At 58.7% G+C, this 23,309-nt stretch carries 28 protein-coding genes; 11 read left to right on the plus strand and 17 right to left on the minus strand.

Annotation, left to right across the window (positions count from 1 at the left end):
* Nucleotides 1-45: 45 nt before the first annotated feature.
* Nucleotides 46-960: a general stress protein gene (locus tag AARI_RS11715; protein ID WP_013349502.1), complete on the minus strand. Its 915-nt coding sequence runs from the start codon at nt 958-960 to the stop codon at nt 46-48.
* Nucleotides 961-1,092: 132 nt separating this feature from the next.
* On the opposite strand from AARI_RS11715, the gene AARI_RS11720 reads away from it, so the two are divergent.
* Genes AARI_RS11720 through AARI_RS11730 form a run of 3 tightly spaced genes read left to right on the plus strand, consistent with a single transcriptional unit; the run spans nt 1,093 to nt 4,104 of the window.
* Nucleotides 1,093-2,343 carry a magnesium transporter MgtE N-terminal domain-containing protein gene (locus AARI_RS11720; RefSeq protein ID WP_041648870.1) on the plus strand — a complete coding sequence of 417 codons (1,251 nt, stop codon included), beginning with the start codon at nt 1,093-1,095 and terminating at the stop codon, nt 2,341-2,343.
* A 45-nt stretch (nt 2,344-2,388) separates the two neighbouring features.
* Nucleotides 2,389-2,997, plus strand: a complete 609-nt coding sequence (locus tag AARI_RS11725) for a DUF1003 domain-containing protein (RefSeq protein WP_013349504.1) — start codon at nt 2,389-2,391, stop codon at nt 2,995-2,997.
* 3 nt (nt 2,998-3,000) lie between these two features.
* Nucleotides 3,001-4,104: an Mrp/NBP35 family ATP-binding protein gene (locus AARI_RS11730; protein ID WP_013349505.1), complete on the plus strand. Its 1,104-nt coding sequence runs from the start codon at nt 3,001-3,003 to the stop codon at nt 4,102-4,104.
* Between the two features lie 12 nt (nt 4,105-4,116).
* Here the strand turns inward: AARI_RS11730 and AARI_RS11735 are convergent, their stop codons facing one another.
* Together AARI_RS11735 and sigE are read right to left on the minus strand one after the other, a co-directional pair.
* Nucleotides 4,117-4,521 (minus strand): sec-independent translocase, encoded by a 405-nt coding sequence (locus AARI_RS11735; protein WP_013349506.1) that lies wholly within the window; start codon nt 4,519-4,521, stop codon nt 4,117-4,119.
* 77 nt (nt 4,522-4,598) lie between these two features.
* A complete protein-coding gene (sigE, locus tag AARI_RS11740) occupies nt 4,599-5,183 on the minus strand; it encodes an RNA polymerase sigma factor SigE (protein ID WP_013349507.1) in 585 nt (194 codons plus the stop codon).
* A gap of 171 nt (nt 5,184-5,354) precedes the next feature.
* On the opposite strand from sigE, the gene AARI_RS11745 reads away from it, so the two are divergent.
* Nucleotides 5,355-6,020, plus strand: a complete 666-nt coding sequence (locus AARI_RS11745; RefSeq protein WP_013349508.1) for an O-methyltransferase — start codon at nt 5,355-5,357, stop codon at nt 6,018-6,020.
* A 91-nt stretch (nt 6,021-6,111) separates the two neighbouring features.
* Here AARI_RS11745 and AARI_RS18955 read toward each other — a convergent pair whose 3' ends face one another.
* From AARI_RS18955 to AARI_RS11755, 3 genes are all read right to left on the minus strand, one after another.
* Nucleotides 6,112-6,279 (minus strand): DUF3117 domain-containing protein, encoded by a 168-nt coding sequence (locus tag AARI_RS18955; RefSeq protein ID WP_013349509.1) that lies wholly within the window; start codon nt 6,277-6,279, stop codon nt 6,112-6,114.
* Nucleotides 6,280-6,402: 123 nt separating this feature from the next.
* Nucleotides 6,403-6,747, minus strand: a complete 345-nt coding sequence (locus AARI_RS11750) for a DivIVA domain-containing protein (RefSeq protein WP_013349510.1) — start codon at nt 6,745-6,747, stop codon at nt 6,403-6,405.
* 3 nt (nt 6,748-6,750) lie between these two features.
* Complete coding sequence (locus AARI_RS11755) at nt 6,751-7,536, minus strand: LOG family protein (RefSeq protein WP_013349511.1); 786 nt, start codon at nt 7,534-7,536, stop codon at nt 6,751-6,753.
* Between the two features lie 177 nt (nt 7,537-7,713).
* Here AARI_RS11755 and AARI_RS11760 point away from each other — a divergent pair, with 177 nt between their 5' ends.
* The 4 genes from AARI_RS11760 to AARI_RS11775 all read left to right on the plus strand — a co-directional run bounded on the left by AARI_RS11760 (nt 7,714) and on the right by AARI_RS11775 (nt 11,032).
* Nucleotides 7,714-8,445: an amino acid ABC transporter ATP-binding protein gene (locus tag AARI_RS11760; RefSeq protein WP_041649900.1), complete on the plus strand. Its 732-nt coding sequence runs from the start codon at nt 7,714-7,716 to the stop codon at nt 8,443-8,445.
* 31 nt (nt 8,446-8,476) lie between these two features.
* On the plus strand, nt 8,477-9,307 hold the full coding sequence (locus tag AARI_RS11765) for a glutamate ABC transporter substrate-binding protein (RefSeq protein WP_013349513.1): 831 nt from the start codon (nt 8,477-8,479) through the stop codon (nt 9,305-9,307).
* Nucleotides 9,308-9,446: 139 nt separating this feature from the next.
* Complete coding sequence (locus AARI_RS11770) at nt 9,447-10,124, plus strand: amino acid ABC transporter permease (protein WP_013349514.1); 678 nt, start codon at nt 9,447-9,449, stop codon at nt 10,122-10,124.
* Nucleotides 10,121-11,032, plus strand: coding sequence for an amino acid ABC transporter permease (locus AARI_RS11775; protein WP_013349515.1), 912 nt, complete (start codon nt 10,121-10,123; stop codon nt 11,030-11,032). Before AARI_RS11770 ends, AARI_RS11775 begins: the two co-directional genes overlap by 4 nt.
* A 93-nt stretch (nt 11,033-11,125) precedes the next feature.
* Here AARI_RS11775 and dapE read toward each other — a convergent pair whose 3' ends face one another.
* Complete coding sequence (gene dapE, locus AARI_RS11780; RefSeq protein WP_013349516.1) at nt 11,126-12,202, minus strand: succinyl-diaminopimelate desuccinylase; 1,077 nt, start codon at nt 12,200-12,202, stop codon at nt 11,126-11,128.
* Between the two features lie 81 nt (nt 12,203-12,283).
* Between dapE and dapD the strand changes: the two genes are divergently transcribed.
* Nucleotides 12,284-13,237, plus strand: coding sequence for a 2,3,4,5-tetrahydropyridine-2,6-dicarboxylate N-succinyltransferase (gene dapD, locus AARI_RS11785; RefSeq protein ID WP_013349517.1), 954 nt, complete (start codon nt 12,284-12,286; stop codon nt 13,235-13,237).
* Nucleotides 13,238-13,300: 63 nt separating this feature from the next.
* Here dapD and AARI_RS11790 read toward each other — a convergent pair whose 3' ends face one another.
* The 4 genes from AARI_RS11790 to fdxA all read right to left on the minus strand — a co-directional run bounded on the left by AARI_RS11790 (nt 13,301) and on the right by fdxA (nt 16,887).
* Complete coding sequence (locus AARI_RS11790) at nt 13,301-13,849, minus strand: hypothetical protein (protein ID WP_157867139.1); 549 nt, start codon at nt 13,847-13,849, stop codon at nt 13,301-13,303.
* Between the two features lie 201 nt (nt 13,850-14,050).
* A complete protein-coding gene (locus AARI_RS11795; protein WP_013349519.1) occupies nt 14,051-15,337 on the minus strand; it encodes a citrate synthase in 1,287 nt (428 codons plus the stop codon).
* A 98-nt stretch (nt 15,338-15,435) separates the two neighbouring features.
* On the minus strand, nt 15,436-16,551 hold the full coding sequence (dapC, locus tag AARI_RS11800) for a succinyldiaminopimelate transaminase (protein ID WP_013349520.1): 1,116 nt from the start codon (nt 16,549-16,551) through the stop codon (nt 15,436-15,438).
* Between the two features lie 12 nt (nt 16,552-16,563).
* Entirely contained in the window at nt 16,564-16,887 is a 324-nt protein-coding gene (gene fdxA, locus AARI_RS11805; protein ID WP_013349521.1) for a ferredoxin, read from the minus strand.
* A gap of 214 nt (nt 16,888-17,101) precedes the next feature.
* Here fdxA and AARI_RS11810 point away from each other — a divergent pair, with 214 nt between their 5' ends.
* Entirely contained in the window at nt 17,102-17,344 is a 243-nt protein-coding gene (locus tag AARI_RS11810) for a putative acetyltransferase (RefSeq protein WP_013349522.1), read from the plus strand.
* A 123-nt stretch (nt 17,345-17,467) separates the two neighbouring features.
* On the plus strand, nt 17,468-17,977 hold the full coding sequence (locus tag AARI_RS11815; protein WP_013349523.1) for a helix-turn-helix domain-containing protein: 510 nt from the start codon (nt 17,468-17,470) through the stop codon (nt 17,975-17,977).
* A 70-nt stretch (nt 17,978-18,047) separates the two neighbouring features.
* Here the strand turns inward: AARI_RS11815 and AARI_RS11820 are convergent, their stop codons facing one another.
* The 6 genes from AARI_RS11820 to thiS form a co-directional block, all read right to left on the minus strand.
* Entirely contained in the window at nt 18,048-18,401 is a 354-nt protein-coding gene (locus AARI_RS11820; RefSeq protein WP_041648876.1) for a hypothetical protein, read from the minus strand.
* A gap of 58 nt (nt 18,402-18,459) precedes the next feature.
* Nucleotides 18,460-20,367: a translational GTPase TypA gene (typA, locus tag AARI_RS11825; RefSeq protein WP_013349525.1), complete on the minus strand. Its 1,908-nt coding sequence runs from the start codon at nt 20,365-20,367 to the stop codon at nt 18,460-18,462.
* A gap of 147 nt (nt 20,368-20,514) precedes the next feature.
* Nucleotides 20,515-21,057, minus strand: a complete 543-nt coding sequence (locus AARI_RS11830) for a GNAT family N-acetyltransferase (RefSeq protein ID WP_013349526.1) — start codon at nt 21,055-21,057, stop codon at nt 20,515-20,517.
* A 31-nt stretch (nt 21,058-21,088) separates the two neighbouring features.
* Nucleotides 21,089-22,234, minus strand: a complete 1,146-nt coding sequence (moeB, locus tag AARI_RS11835) for a molybdopterin-synthase adenylyltransferase MoeB (protein ID WP_013349527.1) — start codon at nt 22,232-22,234, stop codon at nt 21,089-21,091.
* Nucleotides 22,231-23,052: a thiazole synthase gene (locus AARI_RS11840; RefSeq protein WP_013349528.1), complete on the minus strand. Its 822-nt coding sequence runs from the start codon at nt 23,050-23,052 to the stop codon at nt 22,231-22,233. The genes moeB and AARI_RS11840 overlap by 4 nt, the downstream gene beginning before the upstream one ends.
* Nucleotides 23,053-23,054: 2 nt before the next feature.
* On the minus strand, nt 23,055-23,300 hold the full coding sequence (gene thiS, locus AARI_RS11845) for a sulfur carrier protein ThiS (protein WP_041648879.1): 246 nt from the start codon (nt 23,298-23,300) through the stop codon (nt 23,055-23,057).
* Between the last annotated feature and the right edge of the window lie 9 nt (nt 23,301-23,309).

Here is a 23,309-nt window from a genome sequence, read left to right on the forward strand (position 1 = left end):
ACCTTTCGTTGTTCTTGCAGGCCTTGAGCGCCTGGATGAACTGATTCAGTCCTTGTTGGACTCTGCGTCCTGGGCCGGTGCCTGAGTCTGCCCTGCAGCATCTACCTTCGGCTCAACCTCAGAGAGGTCTTCGGCTTCCGGCTGCTTGGCTGGCTGCTGTTCGCTGACCGGGGCTGTAGCGTGATCGCCACCTGGCTGCTGGCTGGCGGCCGGGGCCGCGCTGGCTTCCTCGGGCTTCTGTGCTGGTGCTGGGGCAGCTGGCAGTGGTTCGTTGACTCGCACACCGTAGCGCGGGCGGCCATCTGGCAGGTCAGGGAACTGTCCGCTGCGCGGCTGCTCAGCAGCAGGCTGTGCTCCGGCTTCCGGTGCAGGCGCTGCACCCTGAGTCGCTGGTGCAGCAGCTGGTTGCTGAGGCTGCGGCTGCTGTGGCTGCTGTGGAGTCTGGGCTACTGGCTGGGCCGGTGCCTGATTTGGACGCATCGGCAGCTTCGAAGCCAGGGTCCTGGCAGCCTGTGCATGCTCGAAGTCCACCACGACATCGAAGCTGGTGGCCACGAACTGGCTGGAGGAGGCGAAGTCGCGCTTGCCGCGACGAGTCGAATAGCTGATAACCCCGGCGATCATCCAGATCGCCATGCCCAGGCCGATGGCCGAGAGGATCTGGTACAGGCCGTTTCCGCCGCCGCCGAACAGGGTCAGGAGCAGGCCGACGAACAGGCCCATCATGCCGCCCTGGGCCGCGCCGGCCAGCGCTACACGTGGGTAGGAAAGTTTTGCAGTGACTCGCTCCACGGTGCGTACGTCATTGCCGACGATGCTTACCGCAGCGACGGGGAAGTCGTTGTCGGCCAGATAATCAACGAGCTTTTGGGCGTCGAGATAGCTGGTGTAGCGTCCAAGCAATTCTCCGCGCGGAAGGCCGCTGGTGCTAATCGAATTTACTCCATGAGGCGAGGTCATATCTATATTGTGCACAGGTTTACTGTGAGCCTGCCTAGTTGTGAAGCAACTATCGCTGTGGGTGAAAGAAACAGTGCTTGCCCTGTGGCTTTGCACACCAAGAACGGGCGTGGAACGCGATAGTCTAGGAAGGTGAGCGCACAAGTGTCTAAAATCTTCGTCGCCCGGCTGCTCGGGCTTGATGTCTTCGACCCCTTGGGCGACCGCTTGGGCCGTTTGCGCGATGTCGTGGTGGTCTCACGCGGCCCCAAGAGACCCGCCGCCTGCGTGGGTTTGGTGGTCGAGGTGCCCGGAAAGCGACGGGTCTTCGTTCCAATGACCCGCATCCAATCCATGGAAGCCAATCAGGTGATCTGCAACGGCCTGGTCAATATGCGCCGATTCCAGCAGCGCGGCCAGGAAATCCTGGTGGTTGCCGAAATGTTCGACCGCATGATCACCTTCGTTGACGGATCAGGGCGCGGTGTCATTGAAGACGTCGGATTAACCCAGACCCGACGAGGCGACTGGGAAATCAACGAATACTACGTCCAGCGCGGAGAGCCTACGGCCAACATCCTGGGCTTGCGTTCGCGCCGCCGCCACAAGATCTTGGTCTCCTGGGATGAGGTCAGCCACGGGGCTCAGACCGAACCTCAGTCAGCTGACACCTTCGTGGCCGCCCACGATGAGATGAAGCCTGCAGACTTCGCCGACGCACTGCATGAGATGAATGAGAAGCGCCGACTGGAAATCGCCGCGCACCTGCAAGATGAGCGCCTGGCCGATGTGCTCCAGGAGCTGCCGGACCGCGAACAGGTCGAGATCCTTTCGGCCTTGGGCCTTGAACGCGCCGCAGACGTGCTGGAGGAAATGGACCCGGATGACGCGGCCGACCTCTTGGCCGAAGTCAGCGAAGAGACCAAGCACCAGCTGCTGGATCTGATGAACGAGGAAGAAGCCAAGGACGTACGCCGTCTGCTGGCCTACCCCGAGGGCACCGCCGGTTCTGTGATGACCCCGGTTCCGGTGATCCTGACTCCCGAATCCACCGTGGCCGAGGCCCTGGCCTCGGTACGTCTTGAAGAATTGAGCCCGGCGCTGGCCTCCACCGTGTATGTGGTGCGCCCGCCGCTGGAGACACCCACCGGACGCTACCTGGGCCAAGTCCACATCCAGGCGTTGCTGCGTGCCGCTCCCCCGGAGCCGCTGGGCGATATCCTAGATACTGAGCTTGAACCGATGTCGGATCTGGCAAATATCTCCGAGGTGGTTCGCCACTTGGCTACCTACAACCTCACCAGCGTGGGTGTCACAAACAAAGAAGGACGCCTGGTCGGCGCCATCACCGTTGATGACGTGCTGGACCATATCCTCCCCGACGACTGGCGTTCGCAAGACTAGCGACGAGCACCCAACTACCCGATCAGCAGCAAAGGAGTTCCAGCTATGGCTGAGCAGCGCAAGAGTAACGGCCTGGATACCCCGCTTGCAGCACGACAACGCTTCTGGCCCCGGTTCTCCCCGAACCCGGATCTGTTCGGTTCGGCGACCGAGAAGTTCGCCCGATTCATGGGCACCCCGACGTTCTTGCTGTACATGACGGTGTTCTGCGCCTTCTGGCTGGTCTGGAACTCGGTGGCCCCGATCAACTGGCGCTTTGATGATGCCACCATCGGCTTCACCGCGCTGACCTTGATGCTCTCCTTGCAGGCTTCCTACGCCGCACCGCTGCTGCTACTGGCTCAGAACCGTCAGGATGACCGTGACCGCGTCTCGCTGACCGAAGACCGCGCCCGGGCCGAACGCAACCTCTACGACACCGAGTACCTGACTCGCGAGCTGGCCTCGCTGCGCCTAGCACTGCGCGATGTCGCCACCCGTGACTATGTGCGTTCCGAGCTGCGCAATGTCCTTGAAGAGCTGCTGGAAACCACAGATGGTGAAGAGCTGCATTTGCGCGCCAGGAAAAAAGGCGGCAATAAGAATTCCCAGCCGCAAACCGGCGTGATCGAAACCGTCAAGCCCCAGCACAGCCAGCCTCGGAAGAACAACTAAGCATTGAGCAACTCTCCTGAACTTCTAGCAGCACTCGCAACCGTCCACGACCCGGAGCTTCGCCGTCCCATTACCGAGTTGGGCATGGTGGAATCAGCTGTCCTTTCGCAGGGCACTGCCACGGTCAAGATCCTCTTGACCATCGCCGGTTGCCCGATGCGCTCCACCATCCAAGACGAGGCCACCGCCGCCTTGCAGGCCGTAGCAGGCGTGCACCAGGTTAATGTGAATCTGGGAGTCATGGATCCGCAGCAGCGCGCGGACCTGCGCGAGTCCCTGGCCAGCCGCCGCACCCCGTTCTCCGATCCGTCCTCGTTAACCCGGGTGATCGCTGTGGCCAGCGGCAAGGGCGGCGTGGGCAAATCCTCGATTACCGCGAACCTCGCCTGCCAGCTGGCTTCCCAGGGACTGAAGGTCGGGTTGATCGATGCCGATGTCCATGGCTTCTCCATCCCATCGCTGATGGGCATCTCGCAGAACCCTACCCGGGTTGATGACATGATCCTGCCGCCGGTAGCCCACGGGGTGAAGGTCATTTCCATTGGCATGTTCTTGGACTCGAATCAGCCGGTGATCTGGCGCGGGCCGATGCTGCACCGTGCCCTGGAACAGTTCCTCTCCGATGTCTACTTCGGGGACCTGGACTACCTGTTCCTGGATTTGCCGCCGGGCACCGGGGACATGGCCATCTCGGTCTCCCAGCTGCTGCCCAACAGCGAACTTCTGGTGGTCACCACCCCGCAGTCCACGGCTACCGAGGTGGCTGAACGTGCCGGAACCATCGCCTTGCAGACCGATCAGAAGGTGATCGGTGTAGTGGAGAACATGAGCTTCCTGCAGCTGCCCGATGGCACGCGCATGGAGGTCTTCGGATCCGGTGGCGGCGCCAAGCTCAGCGATTCCTTGTCCCAGCAGCTGGATTACCCGGTCCAGTTGCTGACCCAGATTCCATTGGAGGAGTCGGTACGCGTGGGCTCGGATGAGGGGCGTCCGGTGGTGCTTAGCTCTCCGCAGTCTCCCGCGGCCTTCGCCTTGCGTGAATTGGCCGGGAAATTGGACCAGCGACCGCGCGGACTTGCCGGGCGATCGCTGCCAATGTCGTTCTAAGTCTTTTGCACCCTAGGTAGCTTCGGAGTCGAAGGGGGCCGGTTCGCCGGCTGCCAGCGACGCCTGCTGCGTGGTCACCGAAGGGATTTGAGTACGCACCGGTGCAGGTGCCGTAGTGGTACCCCCGGTGCCCTTGGCCGCATTCACTGCGTCATCGAACTCGTCGACCAACGCTTCCTTGATGATCCGGCGAGGGTCGTACTGGCGTGGGTCCAGCTTCTTCCAGTCAATATCGGCAACCTCGTCGCCGACTTCTTCGCGCAGCTGCTCCTTGGCACCGTTGGCCATGCGCCGAACTTCCTTGACCAGATTGGCTAGTTTTTTGGCGTACTCGGGAAGCTTTTCGGGGCCAAGAATAACCACCGCAAGCACCGCGAGAATAATGAACTCGCCGCCATTAATACCAATAAAGTCCACGTAAAAAGTTTACCTTGTTCCAGTGCCACGAGCGAAGTCACCGTACCATGCCAATGGTGAACATGTCGTGAACGAGCTTAGCCAGCGGCCCGAAGGCCTCGGGTAATACGCGGCAACGACATGGTCTTTGCTGGGCGGTTGGCGGGATTGCGGTGAGCCAACGCGTCACGCAGCATGGCACGTCCGCGGTGAATACGTGAACGGACGGTACCCAGCTTCACATCCAGGATGCGTGAGACTTCCTCATAAGAGAAGCCCTCCATGTCGCAAAGTACAATCGCAGCACGGAATTCCGGGGACAGTGCGCGCAAGGCTTCCTGCACATCGATATCCAGGTTGTTGAATTCAAAGTAGCGTTCCGGGGTCACCGCGGTGCCAGGCAAACGCTCTTCGGAGCCCTCGGCGAAACGATCAAAACGGATCTTGCTTTTGCGCCGAGCCTGATCCAGGAACAGGTTGGTGGTGATGCGGTGCAGCCAGCCACCCATGGTTCCCGGCGTGTATTTTTCCAGCGCTTTGAAGGCGCGAACAAATGCTTCTTGGGAAAGATCCTCGGCGTCTTGGCGGTTACCAGTCAAGCGGTAGGACAGGCGGAACACCTGTTGGCCATGCTCTTGGACCATTTGACCCCATGTCGGGGTCGTGGTTTCTGCATCCATCATTGTCGAGATTGCGTCACTTCCTGCATTGTTCACACTTCAAGTATGTAGTGGAAAGCTGAGCTGAAGCTAAGAATCCCCTGCGCGAGTACCTCCAAGTTCAACAACTTCAGGTAACGACGTAGGTACGATTGGAAGTGGCCACGCCAAATCAACTCTTGAGGACCCGCACCAATGCCTTCGATGAATCCAGAACTCTTCGCGAGCTGGACCTACACCCAGACGCACGTCAACGAGCCAGAGCATGTCGCAGCGGTTCGCGAGCGTGCCGAAGACCTGGGCGTGCGGTGCATCGATCCCGCGGGCCGCTCCATGCTCCAAATGCTCTGCACTCTGCGCCAGCCTCGGAACATCGTAGAAATTGGTTCCGGCGTCGGCGTCGCTTCCCTGGCGATGCTCGAAGTGATGGGCAGCTCGGTGACCCTGACAGCCATTGAATCGGATCTGGAGCATGCCAACGCGATGCGCCAAGGCCTGCGCGATTCAGGCATCCCCTCGGCACGGGCGCGCATCATCAACGAACGCGCCGAGAATGTCCTCTCGCGCTTGGCAGACCACGCCTATGACATGGTGCTCATTGATGCCGGCGCTGAGCAATTGCTCGAGTACGTTGCCGAGGCCAAGCGTTTAGCCGGCACCGGCGGGGTCATCATCGTGAACAACGCTTTTGATGAGCACCGCTTGGCGAAGCCTGCGATACGCCGCAATTCGACGGTCATGACCCGGGACGCACTGCGCATGCTGCGTGAAGATCCGCGCCTGCAGACCCACCTGTTCCCTACCGAACAGGGATTGTTCGTCGCTACTGTGCTCCCGGCCAAGGCCGGCGTAAAGCGCTAGCTTCCAGGCAAGACAAAGGACCGACATTTCTGTCGGTCCTTGGTTGCCGTCCCACAATTATTGGTGCGGCAAAGCTAGAACTTGGGCAAGCTTACTCAGTTACCTTGAGCAGGCACTCGCGCAATTCGGTTGCCTCGTCGTTGTTCAACTCGACTACCAGTCGTCCGCCTCCGTCGATTGGCAGGCGCAAGATGAGGCTGCGGCCTTCTTTTGCGACTTCCATTGGCCCGTCACCGGTGCGTGGCTTCATAGCAGCCATTAAGCTGTTCCCTTCGTCTGTGGCTAACGCATGCACTGGCAATTGCCCTGCATGCAACCGAATGCCTAGTCCATCCTCCGCACGGAATCCGTGCTGAGTTGGGACACTTATCTTTTATTATTACTAATTTTCGCCCGTGTCGCTAATCACACGCCGTGACTCAAGGTCACGAATCGTATTCTCAAGGTTCGTGATTTCAGCAGCCAAGACATCGAGCACCTCATCCACCTGGTCGCAACGGTAACCGCGCAATCCCAGAGAGAAGCGAACTTTATCCACGTCTTGGGCGCGAGGACTCTTGGGCAAGAGCACCGGCGGCAACGAGGCTTGATGCTCCACCAACCCGGTGATGTTCCCGCCAGTTGATTCAAAATGCCGGCCGGCTGGCACGTTTTTCCGCTGGCTGGAGAGCAGCAGCGCGACGGCGCCAACCAACAGGACAGCAATGGCAATCAGCAGAAAAGGCATCAGCTAATCGCCCTTCGCCAGATCGCCGACTTTCCGATGCTCCTGGTGCGCACGCAGCACCAGGTCCACAGCTTCATCCGGATCATCAGTGATGGTAAACAAGTTCAAGTCGCCAGCGGAAATGGTGCCTTCGGCCAGTAGCGTATTGGTCATCCAATCCACCAGGCCGCCCCAGAACTCGGAGCCTACGAGCACAATCGGGAAGCTGGTGATCTTCTTGGTCTGCACCAAGGTCAGGGCCTCGAATAGTTCATCCAAGGTGCCAAAGCCGCCAGGCAGCACAATGAAGCCCTGCGAGTACTTCACGAACATCGTCTTGCGCACGAAGAAGTAGCGGAAATTCAGGCCCTTGTTCACCGAGGCATTCAGCCCGGTTTCAAATGGCAGTTCGATGCCAAGGCCGACAGAAATTCCATCCTTGTCAGCTGCGCCCTTGTTGGCAGCTTCCATCGCGCCGGGGCCGCCACCGGTAATGGTCGTGATGCCTTCTTCAGCCAGACGGCTGCCGACACGCTGCGCCATCGCATAATACGGGCTGTTTGGATCGGTGCGCGCGGAACCGAAAACGGCAATAGCTGGGCCGGTGCCGGCCATGCTTCCAAAGCCGCTGACGAATTCGGACTGGATGCGCAGCACTCGCCACACATCGGTGTGGGTTACGTCCGCCTGCGGGCTTTCCAAAAGATAGTGGTCAAGCTGATCTTCCGGTTGCTTTCCTGGCCAGCTCGCTTCGATGTGGCGTTTTTGCCCGACCCGAGCATTTTCTTCACTCTTACGCTGATGAACCATACCTTCACTCTATCGGTTACTTCAGTGCAACTTCGGATGTGACCTACCCCTGATTGAAGAACAGTTTGATAACAACTCGATGTGACATGGTCGGAAGGTCGCGTAGTCGGCATCACATCAAGTAATGTCTACAACATGAAAAGCGATCATCAGGCTCAAGCTTCTTCTGACGGCCCCATCGTCCAGCTGACTGGGGTCAATAAGCACTACGGTGCCTTGCACGTGCTCAACGACATCAACCTCGAAGTCACCAAGGGCGAGGTTGTTGTGATCCTGGGCCCTTCGGGTTCTGGCAAGTCGACACTGTGCCGCGCCATCAACCGGCTGGAAACCATCGACGACGGCGCCATCAAAATTGATGGCAAGACCCTTCCTGACGAAGGCAAGGCGCTAGCGAACCTTCGCGCCGATGTCGGCATGGTTTTCCAGTCCTTCAACCTCTTCGCCCATAAGTCGATCTTGGAAAACGTGACCCTCGGTCCGATCAAGGTCAAGGGCATGAAGAAGGAAGAAGCCAAGAAGTTGGCGATGCAGCTGCTTGAACGGGTTGGCGTAGCCAATCAGGCAGGCAAACTGCCAGCACAGCTTTCCGGCGGCCAGCAACAGCGTGTGGCGATCGCCCGCGCCCTGGCCATGAAACCAAAGGTTATGCTCTTTGATGAGCCAACCAGTGCCTTGGACCCGGAAATGATCAACGAGGTCCTGGACACCATGGTGGGTCTGGCCAAGGAAGGCATGACCATGCTCGTGGTCACCCACGAGATGGGCTTCGCCCGCAAGGCTGCGGACCGCGTGATCTTCATGGCTGACGGACAGATCGTTGAACAGGCCACCCCACAGGAGTTCTTCACGAATCCGAAGACGGATCGTGCCAAGGACTTCCTCGGCAAGCTCATCACCAACCACTAATTTCATCATCACGCACCCAATAGGAGGAACAATGCGTAAGACTCGTTTCGGCACTGTAGCCACAATGGCAGCAGTAGCAGCTCTGGCCCTGACTTCATGCGGCGGAGGCGGCGGCAGCGAAGCTGACGGCGACAAGATCCGCATCGGCATCAAGTACGACCAGCCAGGCTTGGGCTTCAAGGACGGCGACAACTACACCGGTTTCGATGTGGATGTTGCCAAGTACGTAGCCGGCGAATTGGGCTACACCGAAGACCAGATCGAGTTCATCTCGGCACCGTCGGCAAACCGCGAAACCATGCTGCAGAACGATCAGGTTGACATGATCTTCGCAACTTACTCGATCACCGATGAGCGCAACAAGGTTGTCGACTTCGCTGGCCCGTACTTCGTTGCCGGCCAGGACCTGCTGGTCCCGAATGACTCCGACATCAAGGGCCCAGAGGACCTGGATGGCAAGAACCTTTGCTCGGTCACCGGTTCCACCTCGGCCCAGAAGGTCAAGGACAACTACGCGAAGAACACCAACCTGCAGGAGCTTCCGGGCTACGCAGAGTGCACCACTCAGATGAGCGGCGGCACCATCGACGCGGTCACCACCGATGACATCATCCTTGCCGGACTGGCTGCACAGCCTGCCTACCAGGGCAAGTTCAAGGTTGTTGGCGCTCCATTCTCCGAGGAGAACTACGGCGTGGGCCTGCCTGATGGCACCGACAAGTGCGCGGACATCAACGCAGCGATCACCAAGATGATCGAGTCCGGCGAATGGCAGAAGGCCTTGGACAAGAACACCGAGGGTACCGGCTACAAGCCAAACGCAGAGACCAACCCACCAACACTTTCGGATACCTGCGCCTAGCAGCACCTGATGCAATGGGGGCCAAACGCAGCGTGTTTGGCCCCCATCTGCAATCTGTGTTTCTCCGATAACCGGCTGACCCCGGTATCGGACCCATAGCCACTTGGCCGGTTCCAGGCCATCGAGACAGAGGCTTGCAGTGGAGAATTACTTATCCATATTCACTGAGTACGACATTCCCGGAGCTTTCTGGGTCAATATCCAACTAACTTTCTGGGCCGCCATTGGCGCCCTAGTCCTGGGCACCATCTTGGCGTTGCTGCGCATCTCCCCCGTGGGAAGCTTCCAAGCCATTGGCACCAGCTACGTCAACTTGATTCGTAACACCCCGCTGACCATCATCATCCTGTTCTGCGTCCTGGCGCTTTATGGCCAGCTCGGATTCGTGCTCAGCGGCGACTTCCAAGCGAACTTCTTCCGCCTGGCCGTTGTCGGTCTTGCGGTCTACCACGCTGCGTTCGTCTGCGAGGCAATTCGTTCAGGTGTGAACACCGTTCCGCTGGGACAGGCAGAAGCTGCCCGTGCCATTGGCTTGAGCTTCTTGCCAGCTGCACGCTTGGTCATCTTGCCGCAGGCTTTCCGCGGCGCGATTGTTCCGCTGGGCAACACCTTGATTGCCCTGATCAAGAACTCCACCGTTGCAGCGGTCGGTTCGGTAGCCACCGAATCTTCCTCTGTTATGAAGACCATGATTGAGTTCCGAGCAGATATCGTGATCCCGATCTTCTTGACCTTCGCCATCGGCTTCGTGATCATTGTTATCCCTGTTGGCCTGTTGACCACCTGGGCCTCGAAGAAACTGGCGGTGGCACGATGAGCGCCTCAATTCTCTTTGACACTCCCGGCCCGAAGGCCAAACGCCGGATCCTGCTGATCAACATCGTCGGCGCCCTGATTGCTGCGGGCATCGTGGCATGGATCATCATGGGCCTTGCAGCCAAGGACCAGATGCAGGTTTCCCAGTGGGATGACTTCATTGAAGGCAGCACCTGGAAGAACTACCTGCTACCCGGACTGTGGAACACCCTGAAGGCCGCGCTCTTCGGCATCATCGGGTCGGTGATCTTCGGTTTGATCTTCGGCGTTGGACGGCTTTCGCAGAACAAGCTGATCAACGGTTTCTGCACCGTGATCGTCGAGTTCTTCCGTGCCGTTCCAGTGCTGCTGATGATCGTCTTCTTCAACGTGTTCTTCGCCCGCTCCCTGGCCCTGCCAGGCGACACAGCAATGTGGGCAGTTGTTGCCGCCCTGGTCTTCTACAACGGTTCGGTTGTTGCAGAGCTGGTACGTTCTGGCGTGCACAACCTGCCTAGAGGCCAGCGTGAAGCAGGCATTGCCATCGGACTGACCCGTGGCATGTCGTTGCGGCATATTGAAATCCCACAGGCCCTGGTGGCCATGTTGCCGGCGTTGATCGGCCAGTTCGTTGTCATTTTGAAGGACTCCGCACTGGGCTACATCATCAGCTTCAACGAATTGCTGTTCTTCGCCCGCACATATTCCTCGCCTAACGGCAACGTGTTGCAGGCGCTGATTGTGGCAGCAGCCATCTTCATTCTGATCAACTTCACCCTCAGCAAGATCGCCGTGCTGGTCTCGAGCCGGCTGAGCAGCCGTGTGAAGAAGGAAAAGAATACTCCTGCCAACCCAGCTGCAGCAATTGTCGCAGCCCCTGCAGGCCTTGACGTGCCAGCTCCAAAGGATCCTGCCGATCCCAAGGCCTAGCAGCTGAGAACAAAAAAATCTCCGTACCGTTTGAGTCAAAACGGTACGGAGATTTTTTTATTGCGGCAAAAGCCTACTGGCCCAGTGCGTCCGCTAGCTCAGCCAGGTGCGCAGGGTCTGCAAGCATTCGCGGATAGCCTGCTGTGGCACATGCTCATCATCGCTGTGCGCCAGCAGGGCATCGCCCGGTCCGAAGTTCACTGCCGAAATCCCCAAGGCGGAGAAGCGTGAAACGTCGGTCCAACCGTACTTGGGCTTGGGCTCCTGGCCCAGCACCTTGATCAGGTCGGCGGCGATTTCTTGATCCAATCCTGGCTTGGCTCCATCAGCACCATCGGTACGTTCGATCTCAAAGCCGTCAAAAAGATCGAATACCACCGCTTCAGCTTGCGCCAGCGACTTATCCGGAGCGAAGCGGTAATTCACTTCCACCTCGCAGTAATCCGGAATCACGTTGCCGGCGATACCGCCAGCAACCCGGACCGCGTTCATTCCTTCGCGGTATTCCAGGCCCTCAACGGTAATGGTCTGCGGCTGGTACTCAGCCAAGCGGCGCAGGATTTCACCGGCATCATGAATGGCGTTATGCCCCATCCAGGCTCGGCCCGAGTGGGCTGCCTTGCCGTGGGTTCGGATGACGAAGCGGCTCGTTCCATTGCAACCGCCTTCCACCGTGCCGTTGGTTGGTTCAAGCAGGATCGCGAAATCCGCCTCCAGCAGTTCGGGGCTGTTCCTTGCTAGGCGTCCCAACCCGGATTTGGCGGCTTCGACTTCCTCATGATCGTAGAAGACGTAGGTGACATCGTATTTGGCGTCGGTCAGCTCGGCAGCCAGCGCCAGCTGCACGGCGACGCCGCCTTTCATGTCGGTGGCTCCTCGGCCGTAGAGCACCCCGTCAATAACCTGGGCGGGCACCGTTCCCTTGGCCCCTTCGGTGCGCGGCAGCGGTACCGTGTCCAAATGTCCGGCCAGCACCACGCGGCGCTCGCGGCCAAAATTGGTGCGGGCGAGAATGGCATCTTGGTCCCGATGCACTTCAAGATGCGGGTACTTAAGCAGTGCCTGGTGCACCTTGTCGGCAATTTCTTGTTCATTGCCGGAAACAGATTCAATGTTCATGATCTGTTCGGTGAGCAGGGCAACGTCTTGCTGCAGATCCAATTCGTTCACGACTGGCTTTTCCTGAGTCTCTCAGCTTCACTTTTTTGTCATTTTCAACGTTACTCCGGGCAACAAAGATACGATCAGTGTATGACTTCAGAATCTGTGGCATCCAGCGAATCATCTGTACGTTTAGCCTCGGCCCATGGGCTGGCAACGATCGCTTCCGATGGAACGATCCTTGATGTTTGGTACCCGGCTCCGGTCTTGGGCGAAATCGCCTTGGCTGAAGAGCTTTCCGGTGAACTCGCTGCCGCTGCGCAGGACGATGCAGCCCGCGGCACCACCCAAAAAGTCGTTTCACTGACCATTAATCTTGATGTAGCCCCAGCTGACACCGCTGATGTGTGGCTGCGCCTGCACCTGCTCTCCCACCGTCTGGTCCAGCCCAACAGCATCAACCTCGACGGCATCTTCGGCCACCTCGCCAACGTCGTGTGGACCAACTTCGGTCCGTGCCAAGTTGAAGGGTTCGAGGTCACCCGCTTGAAGCTGCGCGCCCGTGGCGATGTAACCGTGTACGGAGTGGACAAGTTCCCGCGCATGGTCGACTACGTGGTGCCTGCTGGCGTGCGTATCGCCGACGCCGGCCGCGTTCGCCTCGGCGCCCACCTAGCGGCAGGAACCACCGTGATGCACGAAGGTTTCGTCAACTTCAATGCAGGCACTCTGGGCACCTCGATGGTCGAAGGCCGCATCTCGGCTTCGGTTGTCGTGGGCGATGGCTCGGATGTGGGCGGCGGCGCCTCCATCATGGGCACCCTCTCCGGTGGCGGTAAGGAACGCATCGTCATTGGCGAACGCGTGCTTTTGGGCGCCAACGCCGGTGTGGGCATCTCCATCGGGGATGACTCGGTCGTGGAAGCCGGCCTGTATGTCACCGCGGGCACCCGCGTGGTCTTGGACGAGCAGCAGGTCAAGGCGCTGGAACTTTCCGGTGTGCCAAATCTGCTCTTCCGTCGCAACTCGATCACCGGCGCCGTCGAAGCGCTGCCTCGTGCCGGCCAGACTGTGGAGCTGAACAGCGCCCTGCACGCCAACTAATTTATTGCCCATCAAAATACTGGCAGATCACCATGGTGATCTGCCAGTTTCTTCGTTTTCTGCTCATCCTCCGGGGAAGATGATGGTCACCATCGGCTGAATAAAGCCTTGGAAGGCCTTGGAGTCGCGTAGCAGCGACGTACTGGCCACGATGGTAGCTGTGCCGGTCAGCCAGGCTCTTGGCTCGCCTAAAGGCACGTCAATGAGCTGGATCTCTTGGCGGCAGCTTTGGCTTTCGTGTTCCACCCCGTGGTCGATCAGGATTCTTTCCAGCTCATCCATCCGCTGGGGCACGTATTGCCCGCTGTTTTCGGCAAAGTCTTGGGCATGCTGCTGGGCAAAAACGGTGGCTTGGCCATAGTGCGCACGTGCTAGGCGAGCCAGTGCCGGATAGCCTTCATCTTCGAGCCGCCTGATCAGTTCCTCATTGGCGCTGGGTTCATCGGCAGGAGCTGCGGTGGTCAGCGAATCCCACCAAGAACTCCATTCCTGCTTGAGCTGGCCGTGCGAGTCATCTTCGATGTTGCGGTTTTTGATGTTCGATGCCAGTTTGCTGTTGGGCCCGGCTTCAGCGGGGTGCACGCCTGATAGTTCGCGCAAGTACAGCGCCATCAGCATATTCTGATTGGTATTTATGGCCAGAGACCAATTATTTCCACGACGCGAGTACATGCATCCCACCTGACTTTTCGGCACACTTGTCGTTTCCCCTGTCTCAAAGGATACTCCCGAAATACCGCTTAAAACAGTGAAGGACCTGTCTGCCACTTGCGTGGAAAGACAGGTCCTTGAACCAGTTTCTAGAAACTTCCCTTAGGCCTGGTAGCCGGGGTAGTCACGAGCGGTTTCGCCCATGTACAGCTGGCGTGGGCGGCCGATCTTCAACTCTGGGTCCTTGATCATTTCGCGCCACTGTGCGATCCAGCCTGGCAGACGGCCGATGGCGAACAGCACGGTGAACATCTTCTCCGGGAAGCCCATGGCGGTGTAGATCAGGCCGGTGTAGAAGTCCACATTCGGGTAGAGCTTGCGCGAGATGAAGTACTCATCGTTCAGCGCAGTCTCTTCCAGCTTCATCGCGATCTCAAGCAGCTCGTTCTTGCCCTGCTTTGCCAGCAGGTCGTGGGCGGTCTTCTTGATGATCTTGGCGCGAGGATCGTAGTTCTTGTATACGCGGTGGCCGAAGCCCATCAGGCGTACGCCGTCTTCCTTGTTCTTGACCTTGGCCATGAACTCTTCAGGACTAATGCCCGAAGACTGGATTTCGCGCAGCATCTTCAGCACAGCTTCGTTGGCGCCGCCGTGGGCAGGGCCGGACAGTGCGTGGATACCAGCCGAAACCGAAGCGAACATGTTGGCTTCCGAAGAACCAACCAGGCGCACGGTGGAGGTCGAGCAGTTCTGCTCGTGGTCTGCGTGCAGGATCAGCAGCAGGTCAAGAGCCTTGACCACATCTGGATCCGCGATGTATGGCTCGGCGGCGGTGCCGAAGCACAGGCGCAGGAAGTTCTCGACCATGTTCATCGAGTTGTCCGGGTACAGCAGTGCCTGGCCAATCGACTTCTTGTGCGAGTACGCGGCCAGTACAGGCAGCTTTGCCAGCAGGCGCAGGGTCGAACGCTCGACCTGTGCGTCATCCTTTGGATCCAGCGAATCCTGGTACCAGGTCGACAGGGCCGAAACAGCCGAGGACAGCACTGGCATTGGGTGCGCATCGCGTGGGAAGCCGCCGAAGAAGCCCTTGAGCTCTTCGTGCAGCAGGGTGTGGCGGCGCAGCGAGTTGTCGAAGTCGGCAAGCTGATCAGCAGTTGGCAGTTCGCCGTAGATCAGCAGGTAGGTTACCTCGATGAAGCTGGACTTCTCGGCCAGCTGCTCGATAGGGTAACCGCGGTAGCGCAGGATGCCTGCGTCACCGTCGATGTAGGTGATCGCGGACTTGGTAGCCGCGGTGTTCATGAAGCCAGGATCGTAGGTCACGTTCCCGGTGGTCTTCAAAAGCGGGGCTACGCCAAATCCATCGTTGCCCTCAGTTGCCTGAATTACTGGCAGCTCAAGATTGGATTCTCCAAAGTGTAGCTGTGCAGACGTAGTATCTGTCATTGCATCTCCTAACCGGAAAGCGTGTAGTTCCGAAAGGTCAGTCGTCACCGTAGAACATACCGCGATTTGACCCTTTCAAGCTAATTAGGCTGTCATCTTCACCGATTGGCGGAAGAATTCAGCCGTTCAACGGCAGCAGCAATCCGTTCATCGGATGCGGTCAGGGAAACGCGCACATGGCGCTCCCCCGCACTGCCGTAGAAGACTCCCGGGCCGGCAACAATGCCAAGTTCAGCCAAGGCCTCGATAGTCTGAAAGCTCGGGCGGGAATCAGTGCACCAAAGGTACAGGCCAGCCACCGAATCCTCGATGGTCAACCCGAAGTTTTCCAATGCCGGGCGCAATGCAGCACGGCGGGCACGGTACAGCTCGCGCTGCACGGCGACATGGGCGTCATCGTTCAGGGCCACAGCCATGGCGTGCTGGATCGGGCCGGGAAGAATCATGCCTGCATGCTTGCGGCTGTTGACCAGGGCAGGCATCAAGTTTGGCGCACCGGCCACGAAAGCGGCGCGGTAGCCAGCAAGATTCGATTGCTTGGACAGCGAGTACAGGGCGAACAGGTCATCAAGATTTCCCCCGTTGACCTCCGGGTCCAGGATGCTTGGAATCTTCCCCTCGTATTCGTCCCAGCCCAATTCGGCGTAGCACTCATCGGAGGCCACAACCGCACCCATTTCACGGGCCTGAGCCACGATGCCGGCCAGTTGGGCGGCATCAAGGACTTTGCCGGTGGGATTTCCCGGGGAGTTCACCCAGATCAGCTTCACCTGGGCGCGCTGTTCTGCGGTCAGTTCCGAGAGGTCATCGGTGGCGATCGGCGTGGCACCGACCAGCTGAGCACCAATGTCATAGGTGGGGTAGGCAATCTTGGGACGAACCACGATATCGCCTGCACCAAGTCCCAAGAACAGCGGCAACCAAGCCACCATTTCCTTGGAGCCCACCGTTGGCATGACGTCATCGGTACTCAGCGTCGTGACATTACGTCCACGGGCGAACCAGTCAACGATGGCCTGGCGGACTTCCAGCGTTCCGTGTGTGGTCGGATAGCCGTGGGAGTTCGCGGCGTCGGCTAGCGCCTGCTGGATCAGCTGCGGGGTGTCATCGATCGGGGTGCCGATCGACAGATCCACGACTCCCCCTGGATGCGCGGACGCCTGCTTCCGGTAAGGAGCAAGCTGGTTCCAGGGGTAATCGGGGAGCTCAAGCATAAAAGTGAAAACCTAGCCTTGGTTCTGTGGTGGCAAGGCGCTGATCAATGGATGGTCAGTGCCGGTATTACCAATTTTAGCGGCACCGCCGGGGGAACCAAGTTCGTCGAAAAAGTCGACGTTTGCCTTGTAATAGTCGGCCCATTCATCAGGCACATCATCTTCGTAGTAGATGGCTTCAACTGGGCAGACAGGTTCGCAGGCGCCGCAGTCAACACATTCATCCGGGTGAATGTAGAGCGAGCGCTCACCTTCATAGATACAATCTACCGGGCACTCTTCGACGCACGCCTTGTCTTTAACGTCGACGCACGGCTGAGCGATGATGTAAGTCACGAGGGCCGAGACCTTTCCTTGCACTGGGTGGTTTCAACAGGAGCTAGTGGTTTCTTTAGATGCTCTTTGAAACCTCTACCAGCTCAAACTACAGTCTAGTCCTGATACCCATGCATCGGACCGCCCATTGACCCGCTGTGACGTAATCGACGATTCACATTTCAGCTACTTGGGGTTCAGATGAATTCTTCTTACGGAAAGATGACGTGCACAAATGCTGAGTTTTAGTGATGTGACTCCCGGTGAACGCCTAGTTGTGCGCTACCGGTTATCCGATGTGCGCACCGGCGAACATTTTTCAGATGCCTTGGGCGAGTTGCAGGAAGTCACCGAGCAATCGGTGACCATCCAGACGCGCACCGAGCTGGTGAGAATCCCCCGCGAGGCGATCACCCACGCCAAGCGTGTCCCGCCTCCCCCGGCACGGCGTCGGCCGCGTGCTTCGCGCAGCGAGTAGCCCCTCGAAGCGGAGCCAGGATTCATTTGAGCCATGGTGCTTGGCCAGCTTTGCCCTGTAGCTAGGGGCGACATGTGATTTGAATCTGCCAATCACTCAAGGCTTTTCGCGTATGCTGTCTACATGCCCTCCGATAAACTTGTCCAATCGCGAGCACGAGCTCTCAGCTCTCCGTTGAGGCTTCGCATTTTGCGCTTGTGCCTCCACGAGTCACGTACAAACAAGGAAATTGCGGACATTCTCGATTTGAATCCCGCGACCTCGTTGCACCATGTGCGCACCTTGGTCAGCAACGGCTACCTCGCCGCTGAGGAAGCACGCCGCGGCAACCGCGGGGCCAAAGAAGTGCCCTACCGCAGCACCAAGCAGTCCTGGGGCACCCGCATCCCCGATGCGGCCCCGATGCTGGTAGATACTTTCCTGCAGGAAATTGAAGGACTTGCTCCGCAGGAAATACAGGTGGTCCGCTTGGGCCTGAAACTCAATGAGGAGAATCAGAAGGAGCTGATGAGCCGCCTGCGTTCTGTCATCGAGGATTACGCGGTGCGCGACCCTGATCCAGATGGCGTGGCCACATCCTTGTTCCTTGCCCATCACCTGGATCTGACCGGCAATACGCCCAAAGACCAGTAAGCAGCACTTGGCCGTTAAACACTGAAGGAGTTCTTCCCCATCTGGGGAAGAACTCCTTCAGTGTTTAGTTCTAGCGTCGTTGCTTGCGCAGCACCCGCAGGGCGCAGAGCAAGGCGATCACCGACGGAATAACCATGCCGTACATCCACAACGCTGAGGCCAGCGTTGGTCCGGGCAGGAACCGGTAGTACTGCATGCCCAAAATCAATTGGTCGTTACCCACATAGGAAATCAGGCCAACAGTGACATAGCAGCCGATGAACCCCAGCGCTCCGGCCCAGAGTTTCGATGAGGAAACCGCAGCCCAGTACACCAGGACTCCAAGCAGAAGCCAAGCCAGCCCCACTCCCCACACCAGCGGAATATCGTTTCCGACATAGGTGATGGATGCGTGGATTGAGGTGCCGAACAATCCTGCTGCCACGGCAGCAACCGCTCCACGCCATAGCGCGGAGAGGTTGCTCCCGAGGGTTGTTTGCTTATTAGGAGCGAGCGCGTGCACGGGTAGCCTTGGCACGGTCGTTGGCGTTCAGCAGCACCTTGCGGATGCGGATTGCTTCTGGGGTAACCTCAACGCACTCGTCTTCGCGAGCGAATTCGAGCGACTCTTCCAGAGTCAGGGTGCGTGGTGGGGTCAGGTTTTCGAAGCTATCCGAGGAAGCTGCACGCATGTTGGTGAGCTTCTTTTCCTTGGTGATGTTCACGTCCATGTCATCGGCGCGGGAGTTCTCGCCAACGATCATGCCCTCGTAAACCTCTTCAGTAGGCTTCACGAAGAAGTTCATGCGTTCCTGCAGGTTGATCATCGCGAACGGAGTCACAACGCCTGCACGGTCAGCAATGATCGAACCGTTGATGCGGTACTCGATGTTACCTGCCCATGCCTCGTAGCCTTCGGCCAGCGAAGCGGCAATGCCGGCGCCGCGGGTTTCGGTCATGAAGCGGGTACGGAAGCCAATCAGGCCACGTGCAGGAACCATGAATTCCATGCGGACCCAGCCGGTGCCGTGGTTAGCCATGTCGGTCATGCGGCCCTTGCGCGATGCCATCAGCTGGGTGATAGCACCCAGGTACTCTTCTGGTACGTCGATGGTCATGCGTTCCATTGGCTCGTGAACCTTGCCGTCGACCATCTTGGTCACAACCTGTGGCTTGCCAACGGTCAGCTCGAAGCCTTCGCGTCGCATCTGCTCAACGAGGATGGCCAGTGCCAATTCGCCACGACCCTGTACTTCCCAAGCGTCTGGACGCTCGGTTGGCAGAACGTTCAGCGAAACGTTACCGATCAGTTCCTTGTCCAGGCGATCCTTGACCTGGCGAGCGGTGACCTTGGCGCCCTTGACCTTGCCAGCCAGTGGCGAGGTGTTGATACCGATGGTCATCGAGATCGCAGGTGGATCAACGGTGATCAGTGGCAGTGGCTTCGGGTTCTCAAGGTCGGTGAGGGTCTCGCCGATCATGATGTCTTCGATACCTGCAACTGCAACAATCTCGCCTGGTCCGGCTTCTTCAGCTGGAACACGGGTCAGACCCTGGGTTGCGAGCAGCTCGGTGATCTTGACCTGCTTCATGGTGCCGTCCTGGCGTGCCCAGTTAACCTGCTGGCCCTTGCGCAGGGTGCCGTTGATCATGCGCAGCAGTGCCAGACGGCCAAGGAATGGCGAAGCGTCGAGGTTGGTGACGTGAGCCTGCAGAACTTCACCTTCGGTGTAGGTCGGTGCAGGTACGTGCTTGATGATGGTCTCGAACAGTGGTTCGAGATCTTCGTTGTCTGGCAGGGTGCCATCGCCAGGCTGGTTCATCGAAGCGTAGCCGGCCTTGCCCGAGGCGAAGACGACAGGTACGTTCAAGATCGCATCCAGATCCAGGTCTGGAGCTTCATCAGCCAGGTCCGAAGCCAAGCCCAGCAGCAGGTCCATGGAGTCGGAGATAACGCCATCGATGCGGGAGTCCGGGCGGTCGGTCTTGTTGACCACGATGATTACTGGCAGGTTTGCGCTCAGTGCCTTACGCAGCACGAAGCGGGTCTGGGGCAATGGACCCTCAGATGCGTCGACGAGCAGAACAACGCCGTCAACCATCGACAGACCGCGCTCCACCTCGCCACCGAAGTCGGCGTGGCCGGGGGTGTCGATGACGTTGATGGTCATCTTCTTGCCCTCGGCTGCTGGGCCGTTGTAGAACACGGTGGTGTTCTTAGCAAGAATGGTGATGCCCTTCTCGCGTTCCAGCTCACCTGAGTCCATCACGCGATCTTCGGTTTCACCATGGCTGTCGAATGCGCCAGTCTGCTGGAGCATTGCGTTGACGAGGGTGGTCTTACCGTGGTCAACGTGTGCAACGATGGCTACATTGCGAAGTTCATCGCGAGTAATGGTGTTTGCTGACATGCGTGAAGGCTCACTTCCGCTCGAGAATTTGGGTCTATGGAGTCGGGGCCAAAGTCGACCCAACAATCCAGTTTACGCGCTCGAGACTCATAGTCTGTTGATCTGTGTCAGAACATACAGGAATTTCATGTACCAGTCGCGAAAAATTCAGCGGATTGACCGCGTTGAAATCCAAAACCGCAACTTGCTGGGCCCATCACTGACTTCAATTTCGGGAAGTTCCGCGTCCAGCAAGCCACCGCAACTTTCAATGGTGGATTTTGAGGCAATGTTATCGGAATCACAAGTTACGAGCGCATGTTCAATTTCCGCTTCGCGAAGTTCCTGCAATCCGAATTTACACAGTGCCCGTGCCACACCAAGGCGACGATACTCGGGAATTACACCATAGCCGATATGTCCGCCGACTTGAAGCAGGCCTTCATTGAGCTCGTATCGAAGTGAAACCCGGCCCACCAGATCGCCCTGGTCAAAGGCCGCGAACAACCCCGAGCGCACCCACCCTTCCGGGATGTGCTCACCGCGGCGCCCCGCACTCATCCGGTAGATGTAGTCTTCCCAATCCTCATCGGCAGACCAGGTAGGCAGGAACTCGGAATCTTCGGCAATTAGCTGGTGATGCGCATCGATTGCCTGCTGTTCGTCTTGGCTTTCCAATTCGCGGATTTCCAGCGCAGCTCCCAATCTCATGCGTTAAGTATGCCAGTGCAGAATCTTCCGTTCAGTAGGCCAGGTCGCGCCCCTGCACTTGTTTCACCCATTCCAGGGTTCCGCCGCTGAGGCTGTAGACCGGAATGCTTGATGTCGGGCCGGATGCGAAGTTCTGCGCGGCTTGATAGGAGCGTGCACCGGTCTTGCACACGAACACGATTTTCGACGCGCTACGGGCCAGTTCTGCGAGCTCGCCTTCGTGCAGCTGCGCCAGCGGCACATGCTGGCTATGTGGAATCGCCACGATTTCGCGTTCCCAGCCTTCGCGTACATCCACGACCAAGACCGCTTCTTGCGCTTCCATTTCGGTCAATTGCCCAACGCTCAGCTCCAGGTCTTGTTTTTCAATGCCGCACGCCGCAGCCTGGTACTGCCCTAGCTCGACAACCGGATCTCGCTTTGGATCCTTGGAGAAGGACAAGGTCCGCACGCTGGCATCCAGTGCGTCATAGAGCCAGAGCTTGCCGCTGAGGGTAGTGCCGACACCGGTGATGAGCTTCAAAGCTTCGGTGCACATCACCGAACCGATCACTCCGCACAGGGCGCCAAAGACTCCACCCTCGGCACAGCTGGGCACAGAATCCGCATCGGGAATTTCTGGGAACAGGTCTCGCAGCATCGGTCCGGTGCGCGGATCAAATACGGAGACTTGTCCGGAGAATTGGAATAGCGTGCCCCAGACCAACGGCGTGCCGGTAATTTCCGCGGCGTCATTGGACAGGTACCGGGTCGCGAAATTATCGCTGCCGTCGATCACCAGATCATAATCGCTGAATAGGGCCACGGCGTTGGTTTCGTCCAGTTTCTGCGCCACGGTGGTGATCCGGACATGCTGGTTCAGTTCATGGGCCAGCCGCGGCACGGAATCAACTTTCAATCGCCCCACGTCGTGTTCGCGGTGCATGATTTGGCGTTGCAGATTCGACAGTTCAACCCGGTCATCATCCACCACGCCCAGGGTGCCGACACCTGCGGCAATCAGATAGCTGGCGATGGGGCTTCCCAGTCCCCCGGCCCCGATGACCAGCACCTTGGCATTGGCGATAAGCCGTTGGCCTTCTGCGCCAACTCCAGGCAGGGTCAAGTGCCGCGAATAGCGCGCCAATTCGGCCGGTTCCAATTCGGCACCAGCAGAGACCAGGGGTGCCCGGGTCATGAGAAGTCGCCGATCAGGGTTTTCATCATGCCCTCGGCTGGCGAGGAGGCCAGCGCGGTCTCGCGTCGAGGAATGCGCCCTGCCAGCCGTGCGGCTCGGCCGGCCCGCACAGCATCGCGCATGGCGGCTGCCATCAGGGGTGCATTGTGCGCCCGGGTGACTGCACTGGCGAGGAGTACCGCGTCGCAGCCTAATTCCATTCCCAGGGCCGCATCCGAGGCCGTTCCCACCCCGGCATCGAGGACCACCGGCACATTTGCGCGTGACACGATGGTGGAAATGTTGTGTGGATTCAAGATTCCCAGACCTGAGCCAATGGGGGCACCGGCTGGCATGATGGCGGCCACCCCTGCATCTTCCAAACGCTGGGCCAGGGCAGGATCATCATTGGTGTAGGCGAACACTTCAAAGCCGTCGGCGGCTAATTGCTCGGCAGCTGCATGCAGTTCCAGCGGATCGGGCAGCAGCGTGTGCTCATCGGCAATGACTTCGAGCTTGATCCAGTTGGTCTCCAATGCTTCACGCGCCAGGTGCGCGGTCAGAATTGCATCACGGGCGGTAAAGCATCCGGCTGTGTTAGGCAGCGGGATCACGTTGTTGCGCTGCAAGAGTTCATAGACGCTGCCGGCTCCGGCTGCCGAGAAGTGGCGGATGGCCACGGTGGTCAGTTCGGTGCCGGAGACTTGCAGCGCGGTTTCCAAGGTGGCAAGCGAGGTTGCTCCCCCGGTGCCCAGGATCAAGCGGGAGGACAGGGTGCGCCCGGCGATCTGGAAGGGATCGGTTTGGCTGTCTAATTCGGTGATGTTTTGCGTTTCCATGCTTAGCCTCCTTGGGCGGCGGTAACGAGTTCAACGCTGTGCCCTTGGGCCAGCAGGCAGGTATTCCACGCGCTTCGTGGGACAACGGCCCCATTGACCGCGGCTGCGATTCCCAGCTTGCTGCCGTCTACTGCCAGCGAGTTGCCATCCAGTTCCTTGCCGATGCTCGTGCTGATCAGTTCGCGCAGGGTCGTACCTTCGGCCAGGTCTACTGGCTGGGAATTGAAGTTGATGCCGATGGTTTTCATAGCTGCGTG

It is taken from the genome of Glutamicibacter arilaitensis Re117, from assembly GCF_000197735.1.
In the GTDB taxonomy this organism is placed as follows: Bacteria; Actinomycetota; Actinomycetes; order Actinomycetales; family Micrococcaceae; genus Glutamicibacter; species Glutamicibacter arilaitensis.

What these genes read in the sequence shown, in the direction of transcription:
- AARI_RS11755 (WP_013349511.1), bottom strand. Translation starts at nt 7,536, where the DNA reads ATGGTTCATCAGCGTAAGAGTGAAGAAAATGCTCGGGTCGGGCAAAAA.
- AARI_RS11715 (WP_013349502.1), bottom strand. Translation starts at nt 960, where the DNA reads ATGACCTCGCCTCATGGAGTAAATTCGATTAGCACCAGCGGCCTTCCG.
- moeB (WP_013349527.1), bottom strand. Translation starts at nt 22,234, where the DNA reads ATGACCCGGGCACCCCTGGTCTCTGCTGGTGCCGAATTGGAACCGGCC.
- AARI_RS11745 (WP_013349508.1), top strand. Translation starts at nt 5,355, where the DNA reads ATGCCTTCGATGAATCCAGAACTCTTCGCGAGCTGGACCTACACCCAG.
- AARI_RS11815 (WP_013349523.1), top strand. Translation starts at nt 17,468, where the DNA reads ATGCCCTCCGATAAACTTGTCCAATCGCGAGCACGAGCTCTCAGCTCT.
- AARI_RS18955 (WP_013349509.1), bottom strand. Translation starts at nt 6,279, where the DNA reads ATGGCTGCTATGAAGCCACGCACCGGTGACGGGCCAATGGAAGTCGCA.
- thiS (WP_041648879.1), bottom strand. Translation starts at nt 23,300, where the DNA reads ATGAAAACCATCGGCATCAACTTCAATTCCCAGCCAGTAGACCTGGCC.
- AARI_RS11750 (WP_013349510.1), bottom strand. Translation starts at nt 6,747, where the DNA reads ATGCCTTTTCTGCTGATTGCCATTGCTGTCCTGTTGGTTGGCGCCGTC.
- AARI_RS11795 (WP_013349519.1), bottom strand. Translation starts at nt 15,337, where the DNA reads ATGACAGATACTACGTCTGCACAGCTACACTTTGGAGAATCCAATCTT.
- AARI_RS11830 (WP_013349526.1), bottom strand. Translation starts at nt 21,057, where the DNA reads ATGAGATTGGGAGCTGCGCTGGAAATCCGCGAATTGGAAAGCCAAGAC.
- dapD (WP_013349517.1), top strand. Translation starts at nt 12,284, where the DNA reads ATGACTTCAGAATCTGTGGCATCCAGCGAATCATCTGTACGTTTAGCC.
- AARI_RS11790 (WP_157867139.1), bottom strand. Translation starts at nt 13,849, where the DNA reads ATGGCGCTGTACTTGCGCGAACTATCAGGCGTGCACCCCGCTGAAGCC.
- AARI_RS11725 (WP_013349504.1), top strand. Translation starts at nt 2,389, where the DNA reads ATGGCTGAGCAGCGCAAGAGTAACGGCCTGGATACCCCGCTTGCAGCA.
- AARI_RS11810 (WP_013349522.1), top strand. Translation starts at nt 17,102, where the DNA reads ATGCTGAGTTTTAGTGATGTGACTCCCGGTGAACGCCTAGTTGTGCGC.
- dapC (WP_013349520.1), bottom strand. Translation starts at nt 16,551, where the DNA reads ATGCTTGAGCTCCCCGATTACCCCTGGAACCAGCTTGCTCCTTACCGG.
- typA (WP_013349525.1), bottom strand. Translation starts at nt 20,367, where the DNA reads ATGTCAGCAAACACCATTACTCGCGATGAACTTCGCAATGTAGCCATC.
- sigE (WP_013349507.1), bottom strand. Translation starts at nt 5,183, where the DNA reads ATGATGGATGCAGAAACCACGACCCCGACATGGGGTCAAATGGTCCAA.
- AARI_RS11840 (WP_013349528.1), bottom strand. Translation starts at nt 23,052, where the DNA reads ATGGAAACGCAAAACATCACCGAATTAGACAGCCAAACCGATCCCTTC.
- AARI_RS11765 (WP_013349513.1), top strand. Translation starts at nt 8,477, where the DNA reads ATGCGTAAGACTCGTTTCGGCACTGTAGCCACAATGGCAGCAGTAGCA.
- AARI_RS11775 (WP_013349515.1), top strand. Translation starts at nt 10,121, where the DNA reads ATGAGCGCCTCAATTCTCTTTGACACTCCCGGCCCGAAGGCCAAACGC.